The organism is Williamsia muralis NBRC 105860, from assembly GCF_001598915.1.
GTDB lineage: Bacteria > Actinomycetota > Actinomycetes > Mycobacteriales > Mycobacteriaceae > Williamsia > Williamsia muralis.
The window spans coordinates 145,765-166,713 of the sequence record NZ_BDAP01000007.1 but is presented as its reverse complement, the minus strand read 5'-3'; the positions used below and the strand labels follow the sequence as shown (position 1 = coordinate 166,713).

The 20,949-nt window shown below is 65.0% G+C and carries 20 protein-coding genes; 8 read left to right on the top strand and 12 right to left on the bottom strand.

Translation table 11 applies throughout. From position 1 onward, the window contains the following. The first annotated feature begins 10 nt into the window (after positions 1–10). A complete protein-coding gene (locus tag WIMU1_RS22535) occupies positions 11–595 on the top strand; it encodes a TetR family transcriptional regulator (RefSeq protein ID WP_062800521.1) in 585 nt (194 codons plus the stop codon). Here the strand turns inward: WIMU1_RS22535 and WIMU1_RS22530 are convergent, their stop codons facing one another. Continuing rightward, positions 596–1,600 carry a TauD/TfdA family dioxygenase gene (locus WIMU1_RS22530; RefSeq protein ID WP_084248501.1) on the bottom strand — a complete coding sequence of 335 codons (1,005 nt, stop codon included), beginning with the start codon at positions 1,598–1,600 and terminating at the stop codon, positions 596–598. Positions 1,601–1,724: 124 nt separating this feature from the next. Continuing rightward, positions 1,725–2,201, bottom strand: a complete 477-nt coding sequence (soxR, locus tag WIMU1_RS22525; protein ID WP_031333534.1) for a redox-sensitive transcriptional activator SoxR — start codon at positions 2,199–2,201, stop codon at positions 1,725–1,727. A 53-nt stretch (positions 2,202–2,254) separates the two neighbouring features. On the opposite strand from soxR, the gene WIMU1_RS22520 reads away from it, so the two are divergent. Both WIMU1_RS22520 and WIMU1_RS22515 read left to right on the top strand, forming a co-directional pair. Continuing rightward, entirely contained in the window at positions 2,255–2,785 is a 531-nt protein-coding gene (locus tag WIMU1_RS22520; protein WP_062800519.1) for an NADPH-dependent FMN reductase, read from the top strand. Between the two features lie 2 nt (positions 2,786–2,787). Continuing rightward, a complete protein-coding gene (locus tag WIMU1_RS22515) occupies positions 2,788–4,275 on the top strand; it encodes a DHA2 family efflux MFS transporter permease subunit (protein ID WP_062800517.1) in 1,488 nt (495 codons plus the stop codon). Positions 4,276–4,281: 6 nt separating this feature from the next. On the opposite strand, the gene WIMU1_RS22510 is transcribed toward WIMU1_RS22515, so the two are convergent. Next, positions 4,282–4,812 (bottom strand): hypothetical protein, encoded by a 531-nt coding sequence (locus tag WIMU1_RS22510; protein ID WP_023962849.1) that lies wholly within the window; start codon positions 4,810–4,812, stop codon positions 4,282–4,284. A 100-nt stretch (positions 4,813–4,912) separates the two neighbouring features. After that, the gene (locus WIMU1_RS22505) at positions 4,913–5,788 is read right to left on the bottom strand and encodes a universal stress protein (RefSeq protein WP_062800515.1); all 876 of its coding nucleotides are present in this window, start codon (positions 5,786–5,788) and stop codon (positions 4,913–4,915) included. Positions 5,789–6,457: 669 nt separating this feature from the next. Between WIMU1_RS22505 and WIMU1_RS22500 the strand changes: the two genes are divergently transcribed. Next, positions 6,458–6,958 (top strand): DUF5994 family protein, encoded by a 501-nt coding sequence (locus tag WIMU1_RS22500; RefSeq protein ID WP_051721550.1) that lies wholly within the window; start codon positions 6,458–6,460, stop codon positions 6,956–6,958. A 17-nt stretch (positions 6,959–6,975) separates the two neighbouring features. Here the strand turns inward: WIMU1_RS22500 and WIMU1_RS22495 are convergent, their stop codons facing one another. Continuing rightward, entirely contained in the window at positions 6,976–8,604 is a 1,629-nt protein-coding gene (locus WIMU1_RS22495; RefSeq protein WP_062800513.1) for an AMP-binding protein, read from the bottom strand. Positions 8,605–8,695: 91 nt separating this feature from the next. Between WIMU1_RS22495 and WIMU1_RS22490 the strand changes: the two genes are divergently transcribed. Next, positions 8,696–9,553, top strand: a complete 858-nt coding sequence (locus WIMU1_RS22490) for a helix-turn-helix transcriptional regulator (protein ID WP_062800511.1) — start codon at positions 8,696–8,698, stop codon at positions 9,551–9,553. A gap of 35 nt (positions 9,554–9,588) precedes the next feature. On the opposite strand, the gene WIMU1_RS22485 is transcribed toward WIMU1_RS22490, so the two are convergent. Beyond that, positions 9,589–11,400, bottom strand: a complete 1,812-nt coding sequence (locus WIMU1_RS22485) for an ABC transporter ATP-binding protein (RefSeq protein ID WP_062800653.1) — start codon at positions 11,398–11,400, stop codon at positions 9,589–9,591. A gap of 98 nt (positions 11,401–11,498) precedes the next feature. Between WIMU1_RS22485 and WIMU1_RS22480 the strand changes: the two genes are divergently transcribed. Further along, the gene (locus WIMU1_RS22480) at positions 11,499–12,074 is read left to right on the top strand and encodes a TetR/AcrR family transcriptional regulator (RefSeq protein WP_062800510.1); all 576 of its coding nucleotides are present in this window, start codon (positions 11,499–11,501) and stop codon (positions 12,072–12,074) included. 29 nt (positions 12,075–12,103) lie between these two features. Further along, the gene (locus WIMU1_RS22475) at positions 12,104–13,306 is read left to right on the top strand and encodes a trans-sulfuration enzyme family protein (protein ID WP_211339028.1); all 1,203 of its coding nucleotides are present in this window, start codon (positions 12,104–12,106) and stop codon (positions 13,304–13,306) included. A 6-nt stretch (positions 13,307–13,312) separates the two neighbouring features. On the opposite strand, the gene WIMU1_RS22470 is transcribed toward WIMU1_RS22475, so the two are convergent. The 6 genes from WIMU1_RS22470 to WIMU1_RS22445 all read right to left on the bottom strand — a co-directional run bounded on the left by WIMU1_RS22470 (position 13,313) and on the right by WIMU1_RS22445 (position 19,382). Continuing rightward, positions 13,313–14,542: an MFS transporter gene (locus WIMU1_RS22470; RefSeq protein ID WP_084248486.1), complete on the bottom strand. Its 1,230-nt coding sequence runs from the start codon at positions 14,540–14,542 to the stop codon at positions 13,313–13,315. Between the two features lie 105 nt (positions 14,543–14,647). Beyond that, positions 14,648–15,898 carry an amidohydrolase family protein gene (locus tag WIMU1_RS22465; protein ID WP_062800506.1) on the bottom strand — a complete coding sequence of 417 codons (1,251 nt, stop codon included), beginning with the start codon at positions 15,896–15,898 and terminating at the stop codon, positions 14,648–14,650. A 52-nt stretch (positions 15,899–15,950) separates the two neighbouring features. Then, positions 15,951–16,595 carry a GntR family transcriptional regulator gene (locus tag WIMU1_RS22460; protein ID WP_062800505.1) on the bottom strand — a complete coding sequence of 215 codons (645 nt, stop codon included), beginning with the start codon at positions 16,593–16,595 and terminating at the stop codon, positions 15,951–15,953. 14 nt (positions 16,596–16,609) lie between these two features. Then, positions 16,610–17,665, bottom strand: a complete 1,056-nt coding sequence (locus WIMU1_RS22455) for an isopenicillin N synthase family dioxygenase (protein WP_062800503.1) — start codon at positions 17,663–17,665, stop codon at positions 16,610–16,612. Between the two features lie 53 nt (positions 17,666–17,718). Then, positions 17,719–18,603 (bottom strand): ABC transporter permease, encoded by an 885-nt coding sequence (locus WIMU1_RS22450; protein ID WP_062800501.1) that lies wholly within the window; start codon positions 18,601–18,603, stop codon positions 17,719–17,721. Continuing rightward, complete coding sequence (locus tag WIMU1_RS22445) at positions 18,600–19,382, bottom strand: ABC transporter ATP-binding protein (protein ID WP_062800649.1); 783 nt, start codon at positions 19,380–19,382, stop codon at positions 18,600–18,602. The genes WIMU1_RS22450 and WIMU1_RS22445 overlap by 4 nt, the downstream gene beginning before the upstream one ends. Positions 19,383–19,701: 319 nt before the next feature. On the opposite strand from WIMU1_RS22445, the gene WIMU1_RS22440 reads away from it, so the two are divergent. Continuing rightward, complete coding sequence (locus WIMU1_RS22440; RefSeq protein WP_062800499.1) at positions 19,702–20,868, top strand: hypothetical protein; 1,167 nt, start codon at positions 19,702–19,704, stop codon at positions 20,866–20,868. The last annotated feature ends 81 nt before the right edge of the window (positions 20,869–20,949 follow it).

Here is a 20,949-nt window from a genome sequence, read left to right as displayed (position 1 = left end):
TGCTTGATCGATGGCCCCCACCGATGTGACGGCGACAAAGCAGCGAATTCTCGACGCAGCGCGAGACGAGTTCGCGGTCCATGGACTGGCCGGCGCCAGAATCGATCGCATCGCCTCGAATGCCAGTGCCAGCAAGGAGCGTCTCTACGCGTACTTCGGCGACAAAGTGGCCTTGTTCCACGCGATCCTCGACGCCGATTTTGATCGCTTCCTCGAAGCGGTCCCGTTCGACGCCGAGGATGTGCCCGCCTATGTGGTGGCCCTTTTCGACGACCTCGTCGCCAGACCCCAGACCCAGCGGTTGCTGTTGTGGGGCCAACTCGAGGGCCGCGCGCCGCGACTGCGTGAGCTCGCGACGTCCGATCCGCGATGGCGCATCCGCATCGACGCCATCCGTGCCGCACAGCAAGCGGGGCAGATCGAGCCGCACTGGGATCCGGAAGACGTGCTGACGATCATCTTCGGGCTGGTGTCGAGCTGGGTCACCACCCCGGGGTCAGACGGCCACGTCGATGTCTCCCCCGTTGTCGTCGATCACCGCAGATCGATCGTTCGCGAGTCCGCGCGCCGGATCTTCAGTCCGGCGCCGAACTGATCAGCAACCCTCGATCTCGATGATCGGCGATCCCTCACGCCGGGCGAAGCGAGATGTCGCCAGGTTGCACAGCCCCTGAGTCCTGCACAGCCATCGATCGCCGCCGTCCCACTGTGCGGTGAATGCGCTGCGGCCGTGGATTGCTCGACTGTTGTCGAGGATGAAGAGTTCACCCGGATGCAGCACCACCTCACTGCGGTGGGCCATCCACACGTCACGAACGGCCGCAAGCGCACTCCGATGTTCCGTACTGGCCGTCGACATCAGGTCCTCGTCGTACGTGAGCACCGGGTCGTCCCAGGATCCACTCAGCACCGGGATGGGACCACGCACCTCGTCAGGGACGCCACCATCGATGAACGAGCTGTCGACGCGCGTGAAATAGACCGGATCGCGCAGTAGTCGCGAGGTCTCTGCGGGCAGTCTGCGCTGCAACTCTCGCGCGGAGAGCAGGTACGTCGAGGCGTTGGGGTCGCCGCGCAGGCAGCCCAACGCGATGAAGTCCGGGCGGGTGCGCAGGTTGTGACACTGCTCGGTGTGGCTCTCGAGGTCCACGGCACTCCCGGTGGACGTCTGCCGACGCAGGTGGCGACGCACCGGGACCAGCGTCTGGACCAGTTCTCCGCGACATTCCGGCCGGTAACCCACGAGATGCACGATGCTCGACAGCAGCAGGGCCGATTGCCTGGCCATCAGCGTGTGGCGTGTGTTCGCACCCACCGCATTGTCGGGAGTCGGCGGAATCGGGCCGACCTCGAGCCCGCTGAGCAACAGCCCCCCGTCGCCCTCGACGAGGAAGTCGAACAGCAACTCCCTCAGTTCGGCCGGTAGCAGCGCCGTCGCGAGACGGCTCTGGCGTGCGAACGCGTGGGGGTCGGCCAGGGAGTCGGCGGTGATGTTCTGGGCAATCAACTCGACGACCTCGCGACTGCCGGCGGCCGACTTGCGCCGGACGGTCGGCCACGGGGTTCGAGGTGTCCAATCGGCGTGCGTTTGTGCACTCATCATGAGTCCGCCCTCCGGTCCATGCTCGTTGCGGTAACAACAGCGTAGTGCGCAACACCGCTGCGCACACCGCAACAAGGACGGCCAGCCGAACGCGCCCGGCGACGCCGTGGGCCGGCTGCCGCTAGTCGGTCGCCTCGAGTTTGCGTTCGCAGGAGTCGGTGATCAGCCGGTTGTTGCCCAACCCCTGTTGCGCATAGGCATCTCCGGGATTGAGCAGCATGCATGCCTTCATCGACAAGCAGCCGCACCCCACGCACGAGTCCATCAGGTCTCTCATACGTTGCAGCAGAGCAATTCGCTCGTCGAGGTCGTCGACCCATCGTTGTGACGCGCGGTGCCACATCGACTTGGTCGGCGACTCGTGCTCCCCGAGAGCTTCGAGTACCGAGCCGATGGTGGCGAGCGGAATGCCTGCCGCCTGCGACGCGCGGATGAACGCGACCCTGCGCAACATCGCCCGGTGGTAGCGGCGCTGATTACCTGTCGTGCGCCTGCTGAATATCAATCCGCGATCCTCGTAGTATCGAACCGCCGATGGCGCGACCCCTGCTCGGATGGCCAGCTCCCCGACCGTCATCTCCAATTTCTTCGGTGGCATGACCACATCGTAGCTTGACTTCAAGTTCACTTGAACTTGAATACTCGTTTTCCATGACGCACACACAGCCAAAGTTCGTTCTCATCATCGGTTCGGTCCGTCCGGGCCGGATCGGCCTCAAGGTCGCGGAGTGGTTCCTGCAGCACATGCGTTCTCGTGACGCCGATTTCGAGGTGGTGGACCTCGCCCACCCCAGCGACACCCGGACGAGCGACGTCTTGGCATCCGCCGACGGCTTCGTCGTGGTCACCCCCGAGTACAACCACTCCTACCCCGGCGAGCTCAAGATCCTCATCGATGCCCACCGTGAGGAGTGGAAGAAAAAGCCCGTCACTTTCGTGTCCTACGGCGGGATGTCGGGCGGTCTTCGTGCCGTGGAACATCTTCGCGCCGTGTTCGCCGAACTCTATTCGGTCGGCACCCGCAATGGCGTGGTGATCCACTCGCCGTGGGACCACCTGGTCGACGGAACGCTCGAACTCGACGATGCCGCCGTCGCCTCCGCCCGGGCGGCGATGGACGAATTGACCTGGTGGGCCGAGTTGTTGAAATCGGCACGCGTGGCGGATCAAGGGGCGGCGTGATCATGGATGCTCGAGCAAAGAAGGTGGCAGCGATTCTCGCGCTGGGCACCCTGATGGTGATGCTGGACGTCACGGTGACCGTTGTCGCGATCCCCGGGCTCGCCGAATCGTTCGACACAAATCTCGCAACCGTGCAATGGGTCACCACCGCATACGCTCTCGCACTTGTCGCCGTGATGCCGACAGCGGCATGGATGATCGGACGATTCGGTGCCGCACGCGTGTACATCTGCGCACTGACCATCTTCGTGGCAGGATCGGCCCTAGCAGGTCTGGCCTGGAATGTGGAGAGCCTCATCGCCTTTCGGGCGGTTCAGGGATTCGGCGGAGGTTTCCTGCAACCGGTCGGCATGACGATAGCTCTTCAGCTCGTCGATGAACGGCACCGAGGGAAGATGATGGGCTGGCTCGGCCTCCCGTTGCTCATCGGGCCGGTCCTCGGCCCCACTGCGGGTGGGTTCCTCGTCGACAGCGTGGGCTGGCGATCGCTTTTCCTGATCAACGTTCCGATCGGGATCGCGGCAATCATCCTGGCCATCAAGGTGTTCCCGCGAACAAAGGGAACAGAGATACGCCCCCTCGACTGGGCGGGCCTGCTGATGCTGGCACCCGGTGGCGCACTGCTCGTGTTCGGCCTGGCCAAGGCCGGCGACCACGGGGACCCTCTCACGCTCGCTGTCATCGCCCCTGCCGGGGCCGGGGCACTGCTGCTGGCGCTTTTCGCGCGGCGGACACTGAACACCGAACGTCCCTTGCTCGACCTCCGGTTGCTTCGCGAGCGGTCGTTGTCGACGGGCGCGCTGACCATGCTGCTGGTGGCCGGGGCGTATTTCGGTTCGATGATGATTCTGCCCATCTACGTCCAGGCAGTTCGGGGAGACACCGCGACCACTGCCGGCCTACTGATGATCGGCCAGGCACTCACCACCGGCGTGGTGGTGCAGATCGCCACCCGTCTGGTCGATCGTGTGGACCCGCGAATGGTGGTGTGGTTCGGGATCTCGGCCACGGTGGTCGCCATGTCGTTGATGACAACGATCCTCGACGACAACACCTCGTACGTCGTGGTCGCCCTGATCGGCGTGGTGATGGGTATCGGCATCGGTTCCACGTTGATGCCCGTGATGACTGCCGCCCTACGTGGCGTCTCGGCCGAGCACATGCCTTCGGGTACAACGATATTGACGACCGGCAACCAGTTCGCCGCCGCGATCGGCGCGGCGGCGGCCGCGACCGTGCTCACGACTCACCTCAACAATCGGGTGCCCCTGCTCGACGACGGCGGTATGGCCGCGGCGCTCGGGCTCTCGGGAGCCGAACGATCGGACGCAGGGCCGGCACTCGCCGACGCCGTGGCCGACACCTACCTGCTGACATTGGGCCTGCTCGTCGCGGCACTTGTGGCGTCGTTCCTTCTCCCGCGGACAGCAGTCCCGCTCAGAACGGCCGAGCCCGCCGAACGAACCGAACTCGCCGCGGAAACGGGCTGAACACCGCTAGGCGACGACACGCCTCACACGACCGCGCTCGGGCCACGGCCAATCGAACTGCAGTTCGCCGCCGACGCCGAGCTGCCGCCAGCGGCGGGCCAGGCCATCAGCTTCGGTGAGGCAGTCGTCGATCTGGCGCGCGGTGGCGCCGGCGATCTCGATCCGATCATCCAGCCGCGGTGGCACCAGATGTCCGTCATGACGCTGGTGCCACCTCACATGTATGACAAAAGCCAGCGACTCCGAACGCTGAACACCGTGTCCTGCGGTCACGTTCCGTTTCGAACTTCGCTTCGCCCATCGTTTGTCACGCTGGGCATCGAGGGGCACGAAGGTGTGCGCGTCGCCGCCGGCTGCCAATTGTCCGAAGATGCCGTCCTGGATCCGCCAATGACGTTCCACCAGAAGGTGGATGAGGTCATGGGGCAGATGGTCGTCGTACCCGGGGGCCGGCTTCATGACCACATCGTCGGCGTGTTGACGACGCGCTTCCACGGCGTATTGCCGCTGACCTGTTCTACGGAAGATGACCTGCACAGCTGCATACGTTAGGCCCAGAACACCACATCTGCCACGGGTTTTCGCCACCGCGCGGCAAAGGGACGATGAACCTCGGAGTCCGGCCGCCGGGTGAGGACTACTTCGTTCGCGCCGGCTTGACCACCAGAACCGGGCACGTGGCCTTGTGCAACACGGCCTGACTGGTCGAACCGAGCAGCAGCCCGCGGAACCCGCCTCGGCCGCGGCTACCCACCACGAGCAACTGAGCGTCGGTGGCATGTTCGATCAGTTGGTTCGCCGGGCCGTCCGGCACCACGACGCGTTCGATCTCGACGTCCGGGTAATCGCTGCCGAATCCGGCGATGCGCTCGGCGACGACTTCGTGGGCTTCGTCCGCGAGCCGCTGCAACTGGTCCGCGTCGAGTCCGTAACCGTTCAGCGCGTCCGAGGCCAGGTCTGTCCAGGTGTGCACCACCTTGAGCTTCGTCCCGAGCTGAGATGCCTGTTCGAAGGCGGCAGACAGTGCGGCCTCGCTCAACTCCGAGCCGTCGATTCCGACCACCACCGGGCCGGGGCCACCCGGGCCCGCGTAGACCACAACCGGGCTCGTCGCGTGAGCCGCGACATCCACACCGACCGATCCGAGGAACAGGCCACGAACGCCACCGAGGCCGCGGCTGCCCACAACCACCAGAGCCGCGTCATGCGAGGCGTCGATCAACACCGGGCTGGGCCGGCCCTCCACGACCTTTCCGGTCACGTCGACAGACGGAGCGATTTCGCGCGCCTTCGCTGCTGCCTTGTGTACGTTCTCTTCGGCTTCCTTGCGAATGATGTCGATGACGTCCTGCGGGATGACCAACGCCGGCGCGTATGCCGCGGCCTGTGTCTCGTAGGCGGCCAGGATCGTCAACGACTTTCCCTGCCGCTCGGCAGCTTGTGCCGCCCATACCGCTGCCTCGAGGGCAGACTCCGATCCATCGATTCCGACAACAATTGTCGAGCTCACCATTGAACCTCCTTTTTCGCGTCCCCCGACCATCCTTCTCTCCTTTTGTTCATCGTCAACGCGCGGCGCGCGTCTACTGCGACACATGCAGGTGAACTGCTCGGGCCGACAGGCGGGCCCCACAACCGCGTTTGTGGCCGGGGTACCCGTACACTAGAGACGTCGGACACATTACGAACGCTGTTCGTGCTCGAACATCCACCGGCCGCCGTCTCTCCCACCTGGCCTGAGAAGGCGTCGGAATGGGCCATCAGCCCAGGTGAGCGGCATGAAATGGCTAGCGGCTACGAAAGGCCGATCCATACCGCTGCGGTGTCGGGTAGCAGACCTGAAACCGATACACCGCTCGTTCACTCCCTAGATCGCAGCCGGATGCCCGGCTCGTCTCGCAGATCGTGTTCATGCTCCACCGCCGACGGCGACCGCTGGATCCATTCCCCTCGCCGCGGCCCACAAACTCGAGCGCCACACAATCGGCTCTCACACCAGAAAGAAGACAAACATGCAGGATCGAGACCTTTTCTCGCACCGCGAATTGAGCCATTCTGATGATTCGCACAAAGCAGCCCCGTCGGGTGACATCCCTCAACCGGTGTTCTCCGACCTCGTGATCGACCCGAAGGCAAAACGCCAAGAAGCGCAATCCACATTCGTATCGGACCGTGGCTGACCATGAGCAAACCGATGTCGGCGCCGATCCGCTTCACGCTCGCCCGCGAGCGCGGCGCCAACATCGACGGAGCCTGGTGGCCCGAGACCGCCCGCGTCGGCAACGAACTGCCGTTGTTGGTCAGTGCCCTCAATCCGCTGCTCGGAGTGGTCCGGGATGTGTCGGTGAACTGGTCGCGTTCCGACTCGTTCCCGGATCTCGACGCTGTCGACTACGACGGCATCAGGAACTCGCTGATCCCGGTCGCCCAACGAATCATCTGCCTGACCGGCCTCAAACGCACCGCGACGTTGTTGGTCATCCCTTACCGGACGTCGTCCGCATTGGCCGTGGCAATTCTCGGTGAGTCCGCAGGCATCGCCTCCGCGGGCAATGCATCGGCCAAGGCGCGGGTTTCGGCCAGACGGATCGTCCGCGAGGCGACCAAGCAGATCCACGGCGCCCTGCCAATCGCCAAGACACCCGCGGCCAAACCGCGCGGAGGAGCGCGCTCAGAGGCCTGATCGGCTCCGACCGTTTCTCACCGCTTCCGCAGCACGAATCGCTGGACCTTTCCGCTCGGAGTCTTGGGCAGAGCATCGATGAAATGAACCTTGCGCGGATAGGCGTGGGCCGCGAACTTCCTCTTCACCAGTTGCTGCAGGTCTGCCTCGAGCTCCGGCGAGGGCTCGGCCGAATCATGCAGCACCACATACGCTTCGAGTACCTCGCCGCGCAATTCGTCGGACTTTCCGACCACTGCCGCCTCCATGACCGCGTCATGCATGACAAGCACACTCTCCACATCGAACGGCCCGATCCGGTAACCGGCCATGATGATCACGTCGTCGTCGCGCGAGGAGAAGAAGTAGAAGCCGTCACCGTCCACCGCCCCCGAGTCCCCGGTCAGGTACCACCGGCCGTCGCCGGTGTAGCGGCTCGCCGTCTTCTCCGGCGCGTTCACATAGCCGTTGAACCAGAGCAATTGACTGGATGAGGTGTCGATCGACACCCGCCCGAGCGTTCCGGCGGGGGCCACATCGTCCGAATCCTCTTGCAGCACGGCACATGACCAGCCCGGCAGTGCCCGTCCCATCGAGCCGGCCGGTACATCGGTGCGCAGCGAATCGTGCCAGGCGTTGACAATGAACATGCCATGCTCGGTCTGCCCGTAGTGATCTCGCACCGCCACACCCAGAGCATCGCTGGACCAACCGACGACGTCCGGGGTCAGCGGCTCACCGGCCGAAGACGCCCGGCGCAGCGTGATCTTCTCCGGCGGCGCATCCCCCGCTCGCAGTGCGCGGTAGACGGTCGGCGCCGCGGCGAAGTTGGTCACCCCGAACTCTCGGAGTACCTGCCACGTCAAGGCAGGCGAGAATCCCGAGTGCAGCAGCAGGCTTCGGGTGCCGGACGCCATCGGCCCGAGAAGTGCGTAGTACAGCCCGTAGGCCCAGCCCGGGTCGGCGGCGTTCCAGAACACGTCCTCCGGCCGCACGTCCAGGCCGAACTCCTGGTAGGCGTGGAACGACGCCAGTGCACGCACCGGAACCGGGACGCCCTTCGGTGTGCCGGTGGTGCCGCTGGTGAAGAGTTCGACCAGCAGGCCGTCGCCGCCGACTGTCACCGCGGACGCACCCGGTTCGTCAGACGCGTGCGCGTCGATCAGCGCAGACAGTTGGAGTCGGTCGTCGGAGGTGTCGCCCGCCGCGATCACCTGCCACGGCGCGTCGGCCGGCATGTCCTCGCCGGGCGCGAGCTTGGTCAGCTGGTCGAGGTCGGAGATGACGATCTTGGCACCGCTGGACTGCAGTCGGTACGCGATCGCGGGGGGAGCAAAGGCCGTGAACAGCGGGACATACACCGCTCCGCGACGCCAGATACCCAGTGCCGCAACGATGAGATCGGCGGACTTCCCCATGAGCGTCGCGACCCGGTCCCCCGGCTCCACCCCGAGGTCGGCAAGGGCCGCCGCGAATCTCGAGGACTGTTCTCGAAGGTGGCCATAGGTGAGGTCCACCGACGTCACGTTTCCGGCGCCTGCGGAGTCGATGACGGTGAACGCGATCGCATCACCCGGGTGCCGATCACACAGCAGGTCGGCAGCACACGCCTGCGGATTGTCGTACTGGGCCAGCAACTCGGCCACTCGGTCATCGATGGCATTCATCTGCGGAGTCCTCGTCTCGCTCGCTCGTTCCACACACGAGTAGGATCCAGGTCACACTTGTCCGCCCGCTACCCCCGAAAAGGGGTGACACATGACCAGCTCGTCCCCCGTACTCCGTCCACGCGACACCGACGCTCTACGCAGCGAGATGCGTCAGGTGGCGACGCGGTCGGAGACGCCGGTGCTGTTCGGCGGTGAGGTCCACGCGGGCACCCTGATCCTCAGCGAGTTCGTCGGCACCCGAACCAACGGACTGCGGGGTCTGGCCGTGAGTTCGTCGTCGGGGCTGGGCGGCCGTGTGGTCGACCGACTGCGTCCGGCGTCGGTCTCGGACTACCGCAACGCCTCCGCCATCACCCACCACTACGACCGGCCGGTTCTGGGCGAAGGCCTGCGATCGGTGCTGGCCGTGCCCGTGGTGGTGGACAACCGTCCGCGCGCCGTCCTGTACGCAGCTCGGCGCGACGCCGCACCCATTGGAGGGCGCACCGCGGACGCGGTGGTCGAGGCCTGCCGACGACTGGCGGCAGAGATCGCAATCCGAGACGAGGTGGATCGACGTGTGTCGATGATGACCGCGGTCGCCGCCATCCCGCAACACACCGATCCTGTTGCCACAGAAGAACTCCGGAGTATCCATGCCGAGTTGCGCCAGTTGGGCGCAACACTCGACAACCGCGCGGGCACCCGGCTGCGAGACATGTCCGAACGCCTCGCCCGAATCATCAACTCTGACATGGACACCCCGGGCGATGTGGCACTCGCCCCCCGTGAGATCGACGTCCTCTCCGCGATATCGCTCGGCGGTTCCAACATCGATGTGGCCAAGCGACTGTCGTTACGTCCCGAGACGGTGAAGAGCTACCTGCGTAGTGCCATGCGCAAACTGGATGCCCACAACCGGCACGAAGCGGTGGTCGCGGCGCGACGGATGAACCTACTCCCCTGAGCGTCAGTTCGGCGACCCGTCGACGCGGACTCGGATCACGTCACTGCGGGACGGATCGGTTGCACGTCGTGCCTGAGTTCGAATCCTCCGGCTCGCACCATTCGCCCATACAGATCATCGGTTTTCATCAATGCGTCGTGACTGCCCACCGCGCTCACCCGCCCCTCGTCCATGACGATGATCATGTCGGCATGTCGCACCGTCGACAAGCGATGGGCGATGGTGATCACGGCGCCGGTCTGGGCGCGTCGTCTGATCGAGTCCACGATCACCGCCTCGGTGAGGGTGTCGACCTGTGATGTCGCCTCGTCGAGCAACAAGATGGGCGAGGGACGAATCATCGCGCGCGCCATCGCTATCCGTTGGCGTTGTCCGCCCGACAGGTCCGTGTCACGGATCGGCGTGTCCACACCCGCCGGCAGAGCGGCAATGGTCGAGTCGAGTTTGAGCAAGGTGAGCACCTCTGCGAGTTCGTTGTCATCGGCATCGGGGTGGATGAATCTCAGGTTCTCACCCACCGTGCCCGGTACGAGCGGCGATTCCTGTTCGACGTAGGCGATCTGCTCTCGCACCTCTGCCACCGTCATCTCCGGATACCCGACGCCCCCGAGTCGCAGAACGCCGCTGTCGGGTTCGATGAAGCGGAGGATCGCCGAGAAGAGCGAGGTCTTGCCTGCACCGGACGGTCCGACGATGGCAGTGTGCCCGATGGCGGGGATCTCGACCGACACCCGGTCGAGCGCGGGCAGCAGGTCGTCGCCGTACCGGAATGTGACGTCGTCGAAGACGATTCCCCCGCTGTCTGCACCACCATGCTGGGGCAGTGGGACTTTCACCGCCGGAGCCGAGACCTCCGACTCCAGGCTCTCCATCTCCCGGATGCGGATTGCTGCGGCGATCCCGGACTGCAGTGCGGTGATGTTCTGCGTCAACTCCGACACGGGCCCCATCAAGGTGAAGGCGTACAACAGAAAAGCGATCAGTGTCGACACATCCATCGAGCCGGCTTCCACACGCCACGCCCCCAGTGCGAGGATGGCGATGATCGCGCCCTGCACGCCGGTCCACCCGGCCGTCATGGCGCCGGCAGAGACACGCACCGCGGCCACTGCATGCGCGCGGGCACGAGCGGCGTTGTCGCCGATGACCGCGCCCACCCGGTCCTCCGCTCCGGCCGCCTTCACTGTTCGCACCGAGCGCAGACTGCCTTCCAGGACACCGCCGAGATGGCCTAGCGCTTCCTGGGTGCGCGCTTCCGCCTTGGCAATTCGTGGCATCAGCACCGTGAACACCGCCGCGACACAGATGATCGCGACCATGGTGACCCCGAGCAACACCAGATCCAGCACACCCATCAGCACAATGGTCCCGACGGCGACGCAGGTCGCGTTGATGACCCCGACCACCGCGCTCGACGCGGCCTCGCGCAGCAACACCGTGTCGGAGGTGACGCGAGTGACCAACTCGCCCACCGGCCGGGCCTGGACCGACGGGACGGTGGCTCCGAGCAACCGGCGCACCAGTGACGAACGAGCGTCGTAGACGATCGACTCCGCAGCGGTTCCCAGTACGATCCACTGTGCGCAGCCGAGTACCGCCCCGACCACCAGGAAGATCACGAGCACCAGGACCGGGGTGACGATCGAGGAATCGCTCCCCAGCGAATCGAGGATCCACTTGGTCACCATCGGCGTCGCGAGGACGGTGACCGAACCGCTGAGCGCCAGCACGAGGCCCAGGACGATCGATCTGAGGTGAGGACGCGCGAACCCGGCGAGAACCTTGATGTTCTTCAGATCACCGGATGCCGCCGCGGGAGGGCTGTTCTCTGCGATCGAAGTGTCCATGCCCAAGTGGAACACACATGTTCCATTTTGGAAACTCACTTGTTCGGCGCGGTACGGCGACATTCCGTCGTTGATGACAGCGCGACTATGCTCACGTCATGGTCGCGACCTCAACCGCCGAGGAGTCCGGAGCGCGTGAGCGTACTCGCCGGGCAATTCTCGACGCGGCTGTGGCCGCACTCGCCAAGTCCCCCACTGCGCCGCTCGCGGAAATCGCAGATCGCGCGAGAGTCGGCCGCACCACGTTGCACCGCTATTTCCCGGAACGTTCCGATCTGCTCGGTGCGGTTGCGCGGTTCGCCGAGCAGTCCGTCGCGGACGCCGGCGAGCGCGCCGACCTCGCACGGGGCACGGGTCTGGAAGCGATCTTGCGATTATGCGAGGAGTACTTCGAACTCACCGATGTGCTCGCCGTCTTGTTCTTCGCTTCCGGGGTGAATGATCAGGACATCGCCTTCACGGACGGCACAGTCATAGAAGCCGTCGAACGCGGACGATCCGACGGCTCGATCGATGCCGAACTCGAAGCGGAGTGGATCGTGAACATGATGTGGGCACTGCTCTATGCCAGCGTCGACCACGTCAATCGTGCATCCGGCACCCGCATGAAGGTGCAGACGATGACACTGCGGAGCCTACGCAAAGCCATTTCCGCGACATCGGTGCCCGCGTGACACCGGTGCCCGCGTCGTAATCTGAGCTGATGAGCCGCCCCGACAACGACGACCCGTCCACCCTGTCCTTCGACAGCCGCGCGGTGCACGCGGGCAACTCGGTGGACAAGGGCTCCGGCGCCGTACGCACGCCGATCGTGATGGCGAACTCGTACGCCCTGCCCGATGACCCGTCGAACGTCAGCTGGTCCGGGACCGACATCCCGCTGTACACACGCAACTCGGGCGCCAATCAGATTGCGTTGCAGAAGAAGTTGGCGGCGCTCGAAGAGGCGGAAGACGCAGTCGCCCTGGCCTCGGGGGTGGCCGCACTGCACGCGGTCTTCTTCACGTATCTCAACACCGGTGACCATGTGGTGGTCGCCGACGTCACCTACGAGGCCACGTGGAAACTGTTCACCGAACTACTCCCGGTCAAATACGGCATCGAGGCGACCTTCGTCGACGCATCCGATCCGCAGGCGGTCGAAGAGGCCATGCGCCCGACCACTCGTCTGGTGCATGTCGAGGCCATCGCGAACCCGACCACCAAGGTCACCGACATCGCCGCGGTCGCCGCCATCTCGCACGAAGGCGGAGCGTTGCTCGTCGTCGACTCCACATTCACCCCGCCCCCGCTGTATCGGCCCCTCGCCGACGGGGCCGACCTGGTGGTGCATTCACTGACGAAGTACTACAACGGGCACGGGGACGCGATGGGCGGTGCCGTGGTGGGCGCACGCAGCCTGATCGATCCCATCAAATCTCATGCCATGGTCGATGTGGGAGGAGTGATCTCGCCCTTCAATGCGTGGTTGATCAGCCGCGGTTCGATCACGCTGCCGCTGAGGCTGTCCCGACATCTCACCTCGGCCGAGCAGGTGGCGCAGTTCCTCGAGGCCGACGATCGGGTGGCCTACGTCGCCTATCCGGGACTGGCCTCACATCCCCAGCACGAGTTCGCCTCTCGCCAATTCGGCGGTCGAGGTCACGGAGCGATGATGGCGTTTGCCGTCCGTGGGGACTCCGACACCCAGAACCGGTTTGTCGCGAACCTGAGGATGATCACCTCGGCGGTCTCGCTCGGACACGACGAATCACTCATCGTGCACGTCGGCACCGAAGGCGCGCGAGTCGCGAACTACCCGAACGAGTTCCGCGAGTGGGGGCATCTGCGTTTGTCCATCGGGCTCGAGGATCCCGCCGACATCATCGCCGATCTGTCCGCGGCTCTGGACGACACGTTCAGCTGACGCCCGTCAGATCGCGTCACACGGACGCATCAGCAGGGCGATCAGCCCGCCCACAGCCATCACGGCGATGACCGAGGCGAACACCACGCCGGCGGTGGTCAGCGTCCACGCCTGCGCGGCGAAGCCATCCGCGATGATCGGCACCGAGATGGCAAGATAGGCAACAACAAAGTAGGCGGATGTGGCATCGGCCTTGCGCTCGGGCTCCACCCGGGCGGCGATGGCGGAGATCCCCTTGCTGAACAGCAGGCCTTGACTCGCCCCGGAGATCACGGCGCCGACGATCAATCCCGCCAACGACGCAGCCTCCAGACTGACGATCAACACGGCCATACCCACGGTGAGTGAGATGTATCCGGCGACAAGCGATGGGCGAACCGGTGCATTCGACAAGACGATCTGCGTGGCAGCCGAGGCCGCGAAGAGGACAAAGACCACCAGCCCCGTGATCGTGGGCGACGAGATGTCCAGGACCTTGGTCATGAAATTGGGGGCGACCGCGGTGAACAGACCGCACACCGCAAATCCGGCTACCGCACCGACCACCGCCTGCGGGAAGATCCCGCGAACCGAGGGCGGCACACTGATCCGCTGCAGTGTCGGCCGAGCCCCTTTGCGCACCTTCACCGTCTCGGGAACGGTGAGGAGGCCGGCACCGGCGATCACGAGCAGGAGGGCATGCACAACAAAAACCGTCCGCGTCGGATACGGCGCGAACTCGGTGACCACGCCGGCGACCAGCGGACCCAGGCCCAAGCCGCCGATGTTGGCGGCGGTGGCGATCGCCGGTGCCATCCGGCGGCGAGCCGCAGGTGCGGCCTCGATGACCGCGACGGTTGCCGTGCTGGTGAAGATGCCCGCGGAGAATCCCGAGACCAGGCGCCCGACGAACAAGATCTCGACACTGCCACCGATCAGGAACAAGACCGCGCTGGCCAGTGACAGGGCCACGCCTGCAAACAGCATCGGGCGGCGGCCGATCGTGTCCGAGAACTGACCCACCCCGATGAGCGCGGCAATGACCCCGACCGCATACGTCGCGAAGATGACGGTGGTCATCAGGCTGCCGAAGCCGAACTCCCGCTGGTATTCGGGGTAGAGCGGGGTCGGCAACGTGGTGCCCATCATCACCACCGCGAACGCGTACACCGCCGCGGGGAAGGCGATCAGCCGTAGTCCTCGGCCCGGCGCCGGCTGCCCGGTGTGGGTGTCGACTCCGGCACCAGCAGCAGTCATGGCAGAGCCTTTCGGTTGGTGAGTCTCGCGGGTACGCACGGGCACCTCAACGTCAGCAACGCTCACGATCTTCCGCGGGGGCCGGATGACCCCGGAATGTCCGAGTCAGTGTGCGGAAACGGCCATCTGGGTTCGGGTTTCACTCACCGACACCAGCTTGCCGTCGTGGATCACCACCCGATCCGCGGGGGCGTTGGCGATGACGTCGAGCACACTCGTTCCTCGGACGGCCAGGAACTCTGCGCGTGCACCCACACGTGGGCCTGCGTCGGGCAGCCCCATCACTGCCCGCGCGTCTTCGGTGACCATCGCCATGGCGATGTCCGGGTGTACGTGCGCTGCCGTGATGGCCAGCATCGCGGTCTCGAGTGCGTCGCTGCGCCCGACCGGGTTGAACGCGTCCCGCACGTTGTCGGCACCGGCCGCCACCCGGATGCCCGCTTCTCGGAGCGATTCGATGGCGGTGATGCCCCGCGGAGTCGAGACCGGGTGACCTCTGCCCTGCAGATAGAGGTTGGTGATCGGGTTGGCCACCACCCCGATGCCGCTCGAGGCGATGACCGGCAACAGTCCTGCGAGTTCTGTTCTGCTCATCGTGCCGAGCCGGGTGCAGTGTCCGGCGGTGCGGATCCGGCCCGCCGGCCATGTCGCCACGCGTTCGGCGAATGCCCCGATGGTGTGGTGATCGCCCTCCAGGAACTCGTCGGTGTGCAGGTCCACGCCCACTCCCCTGGCCTCGGCGATCGTCAGCAGGCGGTCCAGGTCGCCCAGCGGGTCCGGCGCACTGTGCGGTGAGCCGCCCACGAGGTCGGCGCCTGCGTCGAGTGCCTGATGCACCAGTTCGTCGGTGGCGTACACCTTGCTCAGCGCTACGATCTCGATGTCCATCACCCCCTCGAGTTCCCTTCGAACCCGGTCGATGGCCCGGATACCCCGGAGGGGGTCGGGGCCGAGCAGGATGTCGACATGCGACCGGACGGCGGTGGTGCCGTTGCGCAGCAAGGCCAGGGCGGCCGTTCGCGCGCGTGTCCGGAATGACTCCTCGTCGAGACCGGCGCTGCCTTCCTTCCAGTTCGCGATCGCATCGTGCAGGTCGCCGAGGGGCGGCCGCAACACATCCCACGACAGTGCCTTGTCCAGATGCGCATGAGGCTCGGCAGGTGCGGTGAGCAGAACGTACCCACGCAGGTCGAGTACGTCGGCTCGGTCCGGAGCAACCGCGCGCTCGTCTGTGGGCCGCACAGCCGTCACGACCGCGTGACCATCGACCCTCGAGATGTCGAGGTCGACCACGGATCCGTCGGCGAGCACGGCGCCGCGCAGCTGCGAGAGCGATTGCGGCAAAGAGAGATTCATTGTTCAACCTTCTGATCTGCACATGGGGCGAGAAGTGATGCGGGGGCGCCTGTCACACCCGCTGGGTACGCACGAACACCCCGGCCACATGGGCGCACGCGGCGGTGCGCGCACCTTCGGCGTCTCCTGCTTCGATCGCGGCGACGATCCGTTCGTGCTCGATCACCGCGAGACGGCGATTGAGGTCGGCGGTCCACACGTCGGACCGGAACAGGTGCGACTGGCCATCGAGCCGCGAAAGCGCTTCGCCCAGTGGACGATTGTTCGCCGTCTCACGGATGAGGGTATGGAACTGGAGGTCTAGGGTGGCGTCCCGCCGGGAGTCGGCCGGATCCTCGAGCAATTCACGCTGCACCTCGACCATCTTGCGCAGGTGGGCCACTGTCTCATGCGTGGCAGTGAGAGTGGCGTTGTACGCCGCCAGCCCGTCCAGAACCTCCCGGACCTCGAACACGGACTTGAGCGTCTGGGCATCGAGTGAGGCCACCCGGGCGCCGGCGTTGCGCGTATGGGATGCAAGACCTTCGTAGATGAGCTGCTGCACCGCTTCTCGGACCGGAGTCCGACTCACCTTCAGCCGAGCGGCCAACGCGGGCACACTCAACGGGCTCCCCGACTGCAGTTCGCCGGAGAAGATCATCTCCTGCAGCGCGTCGTGCACCGAGTCGGTGAGCAGGGCACGCTCAGATGCCGTCACCTCTGCTCCCCTCCCTACTTCTCGGCCGCGGCAACACGCGCGGCCTCTCGAAGTTGCGTCGCAGGTGCCACACCGGTGCGCAGGCCGGCAACCTTCATGGCGATGTTCTCGGCAATCGTAATCGGAGGGTAGCCCGTCTCGCCCTCTGCCAACGTCCCGGGAAGAGCTTCGATGACCGCGTCGTGATTGCCGTCGAAGAAGAATGCCGCCGAACGACGCCGCGTGATCTGACCGTCGACCACCGGAGGGTCGACGCGATGGATGGTCGACATCCAGCGGTCGTTGGTCCAGCGCGACATCGCATCTCCCAGATTGATCAGCAGCGCACCTTCGGCCGGCTGGACATCGTGCCAGTGTCCCTCGCGGTCGAGTACCTGGAGACCGGGAACGCGGTCGGCCCACAGAATGGTCAGGATCCCGAAGTCGGTGTGGGCCCCCATCCCCGTCAGGTCACCGGTGAACTCGGTGTCGCCTTCCGGCAGGGCGTAGTTGTTCATCTTCAGCGCTTCGATCGAGTGGTCGATCAGATTCTCGAAGTACCCCGGTCGCAGACCCAGCGCATCGGTGAAGGCGCCCATCAGAATGCGCGAGAGTACCTGTGCTGCAGCGAAGTAAGCCTGGATCGCGGGAGCGAACCCCGGCGCGGCGTCGGGCCAGTTGTTCGGCGCGTAGCTGGTCTCGGGTAGTTCGAGCGGCATGAAGTCCGCCGCTTCGGTGCCCACCGTGTATGCCTCGTAGAAGTCGTTCATCTGTCCTGCTGTCGGGATGCCCAGGCTCATGCTGAGCGACTCCGACTTGGGCGGAGAGTAGCCACGATTGGTCGCCGGGTCCCGTCGGTACTGCTTCTTCACCGCCAGGGGCAGGGCAAAGAACTCATCGAGCGCGCCGGCGAGTCCCGCAATGGTGTGGGTGTCGATACCGTGACCGACGATCTGGACGAAACCGACGTCGCGGCACGCACGGTCGAGGGCGGACGCGACCTCTGCCCGCGCCGACGGATCCGAGCGGCGCTTGTCGTCGCGGTACGGGCTGATGTCGATGGTGGGTACCTCAAACGGTGTGCCGGGCACAGAATGCTCCCTTGTCGATGATCGATTCTCTGTGGTCTCGGGATACGGATCGTTCACGAGTCACGCCCGGACTCGTGCCAGCTGCCGACTGCGAGCTTCGACACGATCCCCATGACACCGAACACCGCGACTCCGAAGATCGACGCGAGCACGATGGCTGCGATCAGGTCATCGGACTGCAGACGGCCGCGGTAGACGTCGAGCAGTGTGCCGATTCCCGGCTGTCCCTTGGCGAAGAACATGTCCCCGATGATCGCGCCGACCACGACCAGTCCCGACGCGGTGCGCACACCGGTGAGAATGGCCGGAAGTGCGGCCCGCAGTTCGAGTTTGACCAACCGGTCCCAACGTGACGCACGAGAGAGCGCAAAGAGCTCGTGCAGTCCGCGGTCGACCGACCTTATCCCGAAGTGGGTGTTGGTGATGATCGGGAAGGCGGCGATCAGCACACAGACCAGGGTGCGCGACATCATCCCGTATCCGAACCACAAACCGATGAGCGGAACGATGGCGAGGATGGGGATCACCTGGATCACCACGGCGTAGGGGTAGATGATGCGCTCGATCCACTTGGCCTGACTCATCAGCACTCCGGTGCCGACACCCACCACAACCGCCACCAGGAATCCGACCATCGCCACCTGCGCCGTCACCGCCAGCGCTTCGAGCATGGGCCGCAGGTGCGTCCAGTCCATCAGGGAGTTCCTCAGCACATCGCCCGGCGGCGGTAACAGGAATCTCCGCTCCGGTGACAGCACCCAGTAGCTGACCATCGACCACAACACCAGAGCGCCGAGCAGCGACAGCAGGGGCCCGAGCACAACGGCTGTCGCCGTGCGGATCCGCCGCTTGGACAGTCGACCGGACGGCGCGCCCGGCCGTGCCGTCGCCGTATATGTCCTCCCTGGCCGGGCGAGCGTGGCATCGAGCTGGGTCATCGGTTGCTCCTGTGCAGGGTCGCCGAGATCTCGGAGACGTGGTCGGTGAAGCGGGTGTCGAATCGCAGCTCGGGGCTGCGCGGATAAGGAAAGTCGATGTCGAACTGAGCGGCTATGCGTCCCGGTCGTGCGGTCATCACCACCACCCGATTGGCGAGGTAGACCGCCTCGGACACCGAATGCGTGATGAACATCGCGGTGAAATGCCTTTCGGCGTAGAGCCTTTGGAGTTCGACCTGCATGTCCAGCCGGGTCATCTCGTCGAGTGCGCCGAACGGTTCGTCGAGCAGCATCGTGGCCGGCGACAGCGTCAGCGCCCGCGCCAACGACACACGCATCTTCATGCCACCAGAAAGTGCTTTGGGTAGTTGATCCGCGAATTGCTCCAAGCCCACCGCGGAGATCGACTCCGCGGCACGACGTTTGACGGCGGCACGATTCTCGCGACGCAACTCGGCCGACAACTCGACATTCGCCCGAACACTTCGCCACGGCAGCAACGTGGGTTCTTGGAAGATGAAGCCGACCGAATCGTCAGCCACTGCGACCGATCCCGCGGTCGGCTCCTCGAGACCGGCTGCCATCCGCAAAAGCGTGGACTTCCCGCAACCCGACGGCCCGACAACCGCAACAAAGTCTCCGCGGCGCACCTCGAGGTCGACTCCCTCCACGGCAACCGTCCCGGTGTCGAACTGCTTGCCGACATCGGCGAAGACGATCTGCGTGTTCTTTGTGAGCCTGCGCGCGTCTGCGTCCCGCACTGTGTCCGCGAGTCTCATCTCGACCTCCATACGATCGGCTTGTACATGTAACAGTGGGCTGTCCGTTCCTCATCATGGTGGATTACATGCATGACGATCGAGTTGCACGCAGTTACGTTCTCGTGACATCGGTTCCTTTGCGGGCTGTCTAACTGGCTTTTTGAAGTGTCCTTGGATGCTGCCTACGGTTTTAACAGGCGGTAACAACGCCGCAACACACTACTGATTGCATGTAATTGTTCCGGCGCACGAGGCGACCGGGCGGCGCGAGCACATGCTCGATCGCAATCCAGGTGAGCGTCCGCGACCACCCCCAACCATCTTTCGAGGAGAAACCATGACGTTCTCGCACCGTCGGCGTTTCGGCATCACTGCCGTAGCGCTCACCACGTTGACCTTGTCCGCCTGCGCATTCGGGTCCGACGACGCGGCAGAAACGGTCTCGATCGAACCGGCGGCAGCGGAGCAAAGCCTCGCTGATGTGTGTCCGGCAAACGTCGGCGTGCAGTTGCAGTGGCAGCCACAGTCCGACATGGGCGCTCTCTTTGCCATGCTCGGCCCGGGCTACCAGGTGAACACCGACGACAAATCGGTCACCGGCCCGCTGGTGGCGGGAGGCAAGGACACGGGAGTGGACATCACACTGAAGTCCGGCGGACCGGCGATCGGGTTCCAGTCCGTCACCTCGCAGCTGTATGTGGACGACTCGGCGATGCTCGGTGTGGTGCACGGAGATCAGCTGGTGTCGGCGGCCGCCGACCAACCTGTGGTCGGGGTGACCCCACTGCTCAAATACAGCCCGGCGATTCTGATGTGGGATCCGCAGACGCATCCCGAATGGAAATCCGTCGGCGATGTGGGCACCGGCGATGCCACCGTGGTGGTTTCCAAGGACCAGATCTTCCCGCAGTGGATGGTGGCGAAAGGTCTGTTGAAGCCGTCCCAGATCGACACCAGCTACGACGGCGCACCATCGAGGTTCGTCGGTGACCCGGCGATCGCCCAGCAGGGGTTCGCGAACTCGGAGCCGTACACGTACGAGGAGGAGACGCCCGCGTGGGACAAACCGGTGTCCTACGGCCTGATCAAGGATGCCGGCTACGACATCTACGCCTCGAATGTCTCTGTGCGAGCTGACAAACTCGCCGAGTTCTCGCCGTGCCTCGAGAAGCTGGTGCCCATCATCCAGCAAGCGGGCGTCGACTACATCACCTCTCCCGAGGCTACGAACAAGGTCATCGTCGACGTGGTGTCGCAAGACCAGACCTACTCGCCCTACAGCGAGGGCGAAGCCGCTTTCAGTGCTGATCTCTTGCAGGAGAAGGGTCTGCTCGCGAACGAGGACAACGGCGCGTTCGGTGTTTACGACGACGCCCGCACCAGCCGCAACGTCGCAGAACTGACACCGGTACTGGCCGCAGGGGGAAATAGTGTGCCCGCGTCGATGACCGCGCAGCAGATGTTCACCAATCAGTTCACCGTCCCCGCCATCTCCATTCCCTGACCAGCAGCACTCTCGCGAACACCGCGCGTTCTCTCCCGGACATCCAAAACCCCGGACCCAAGACCCAAGCCCCCAAGACCC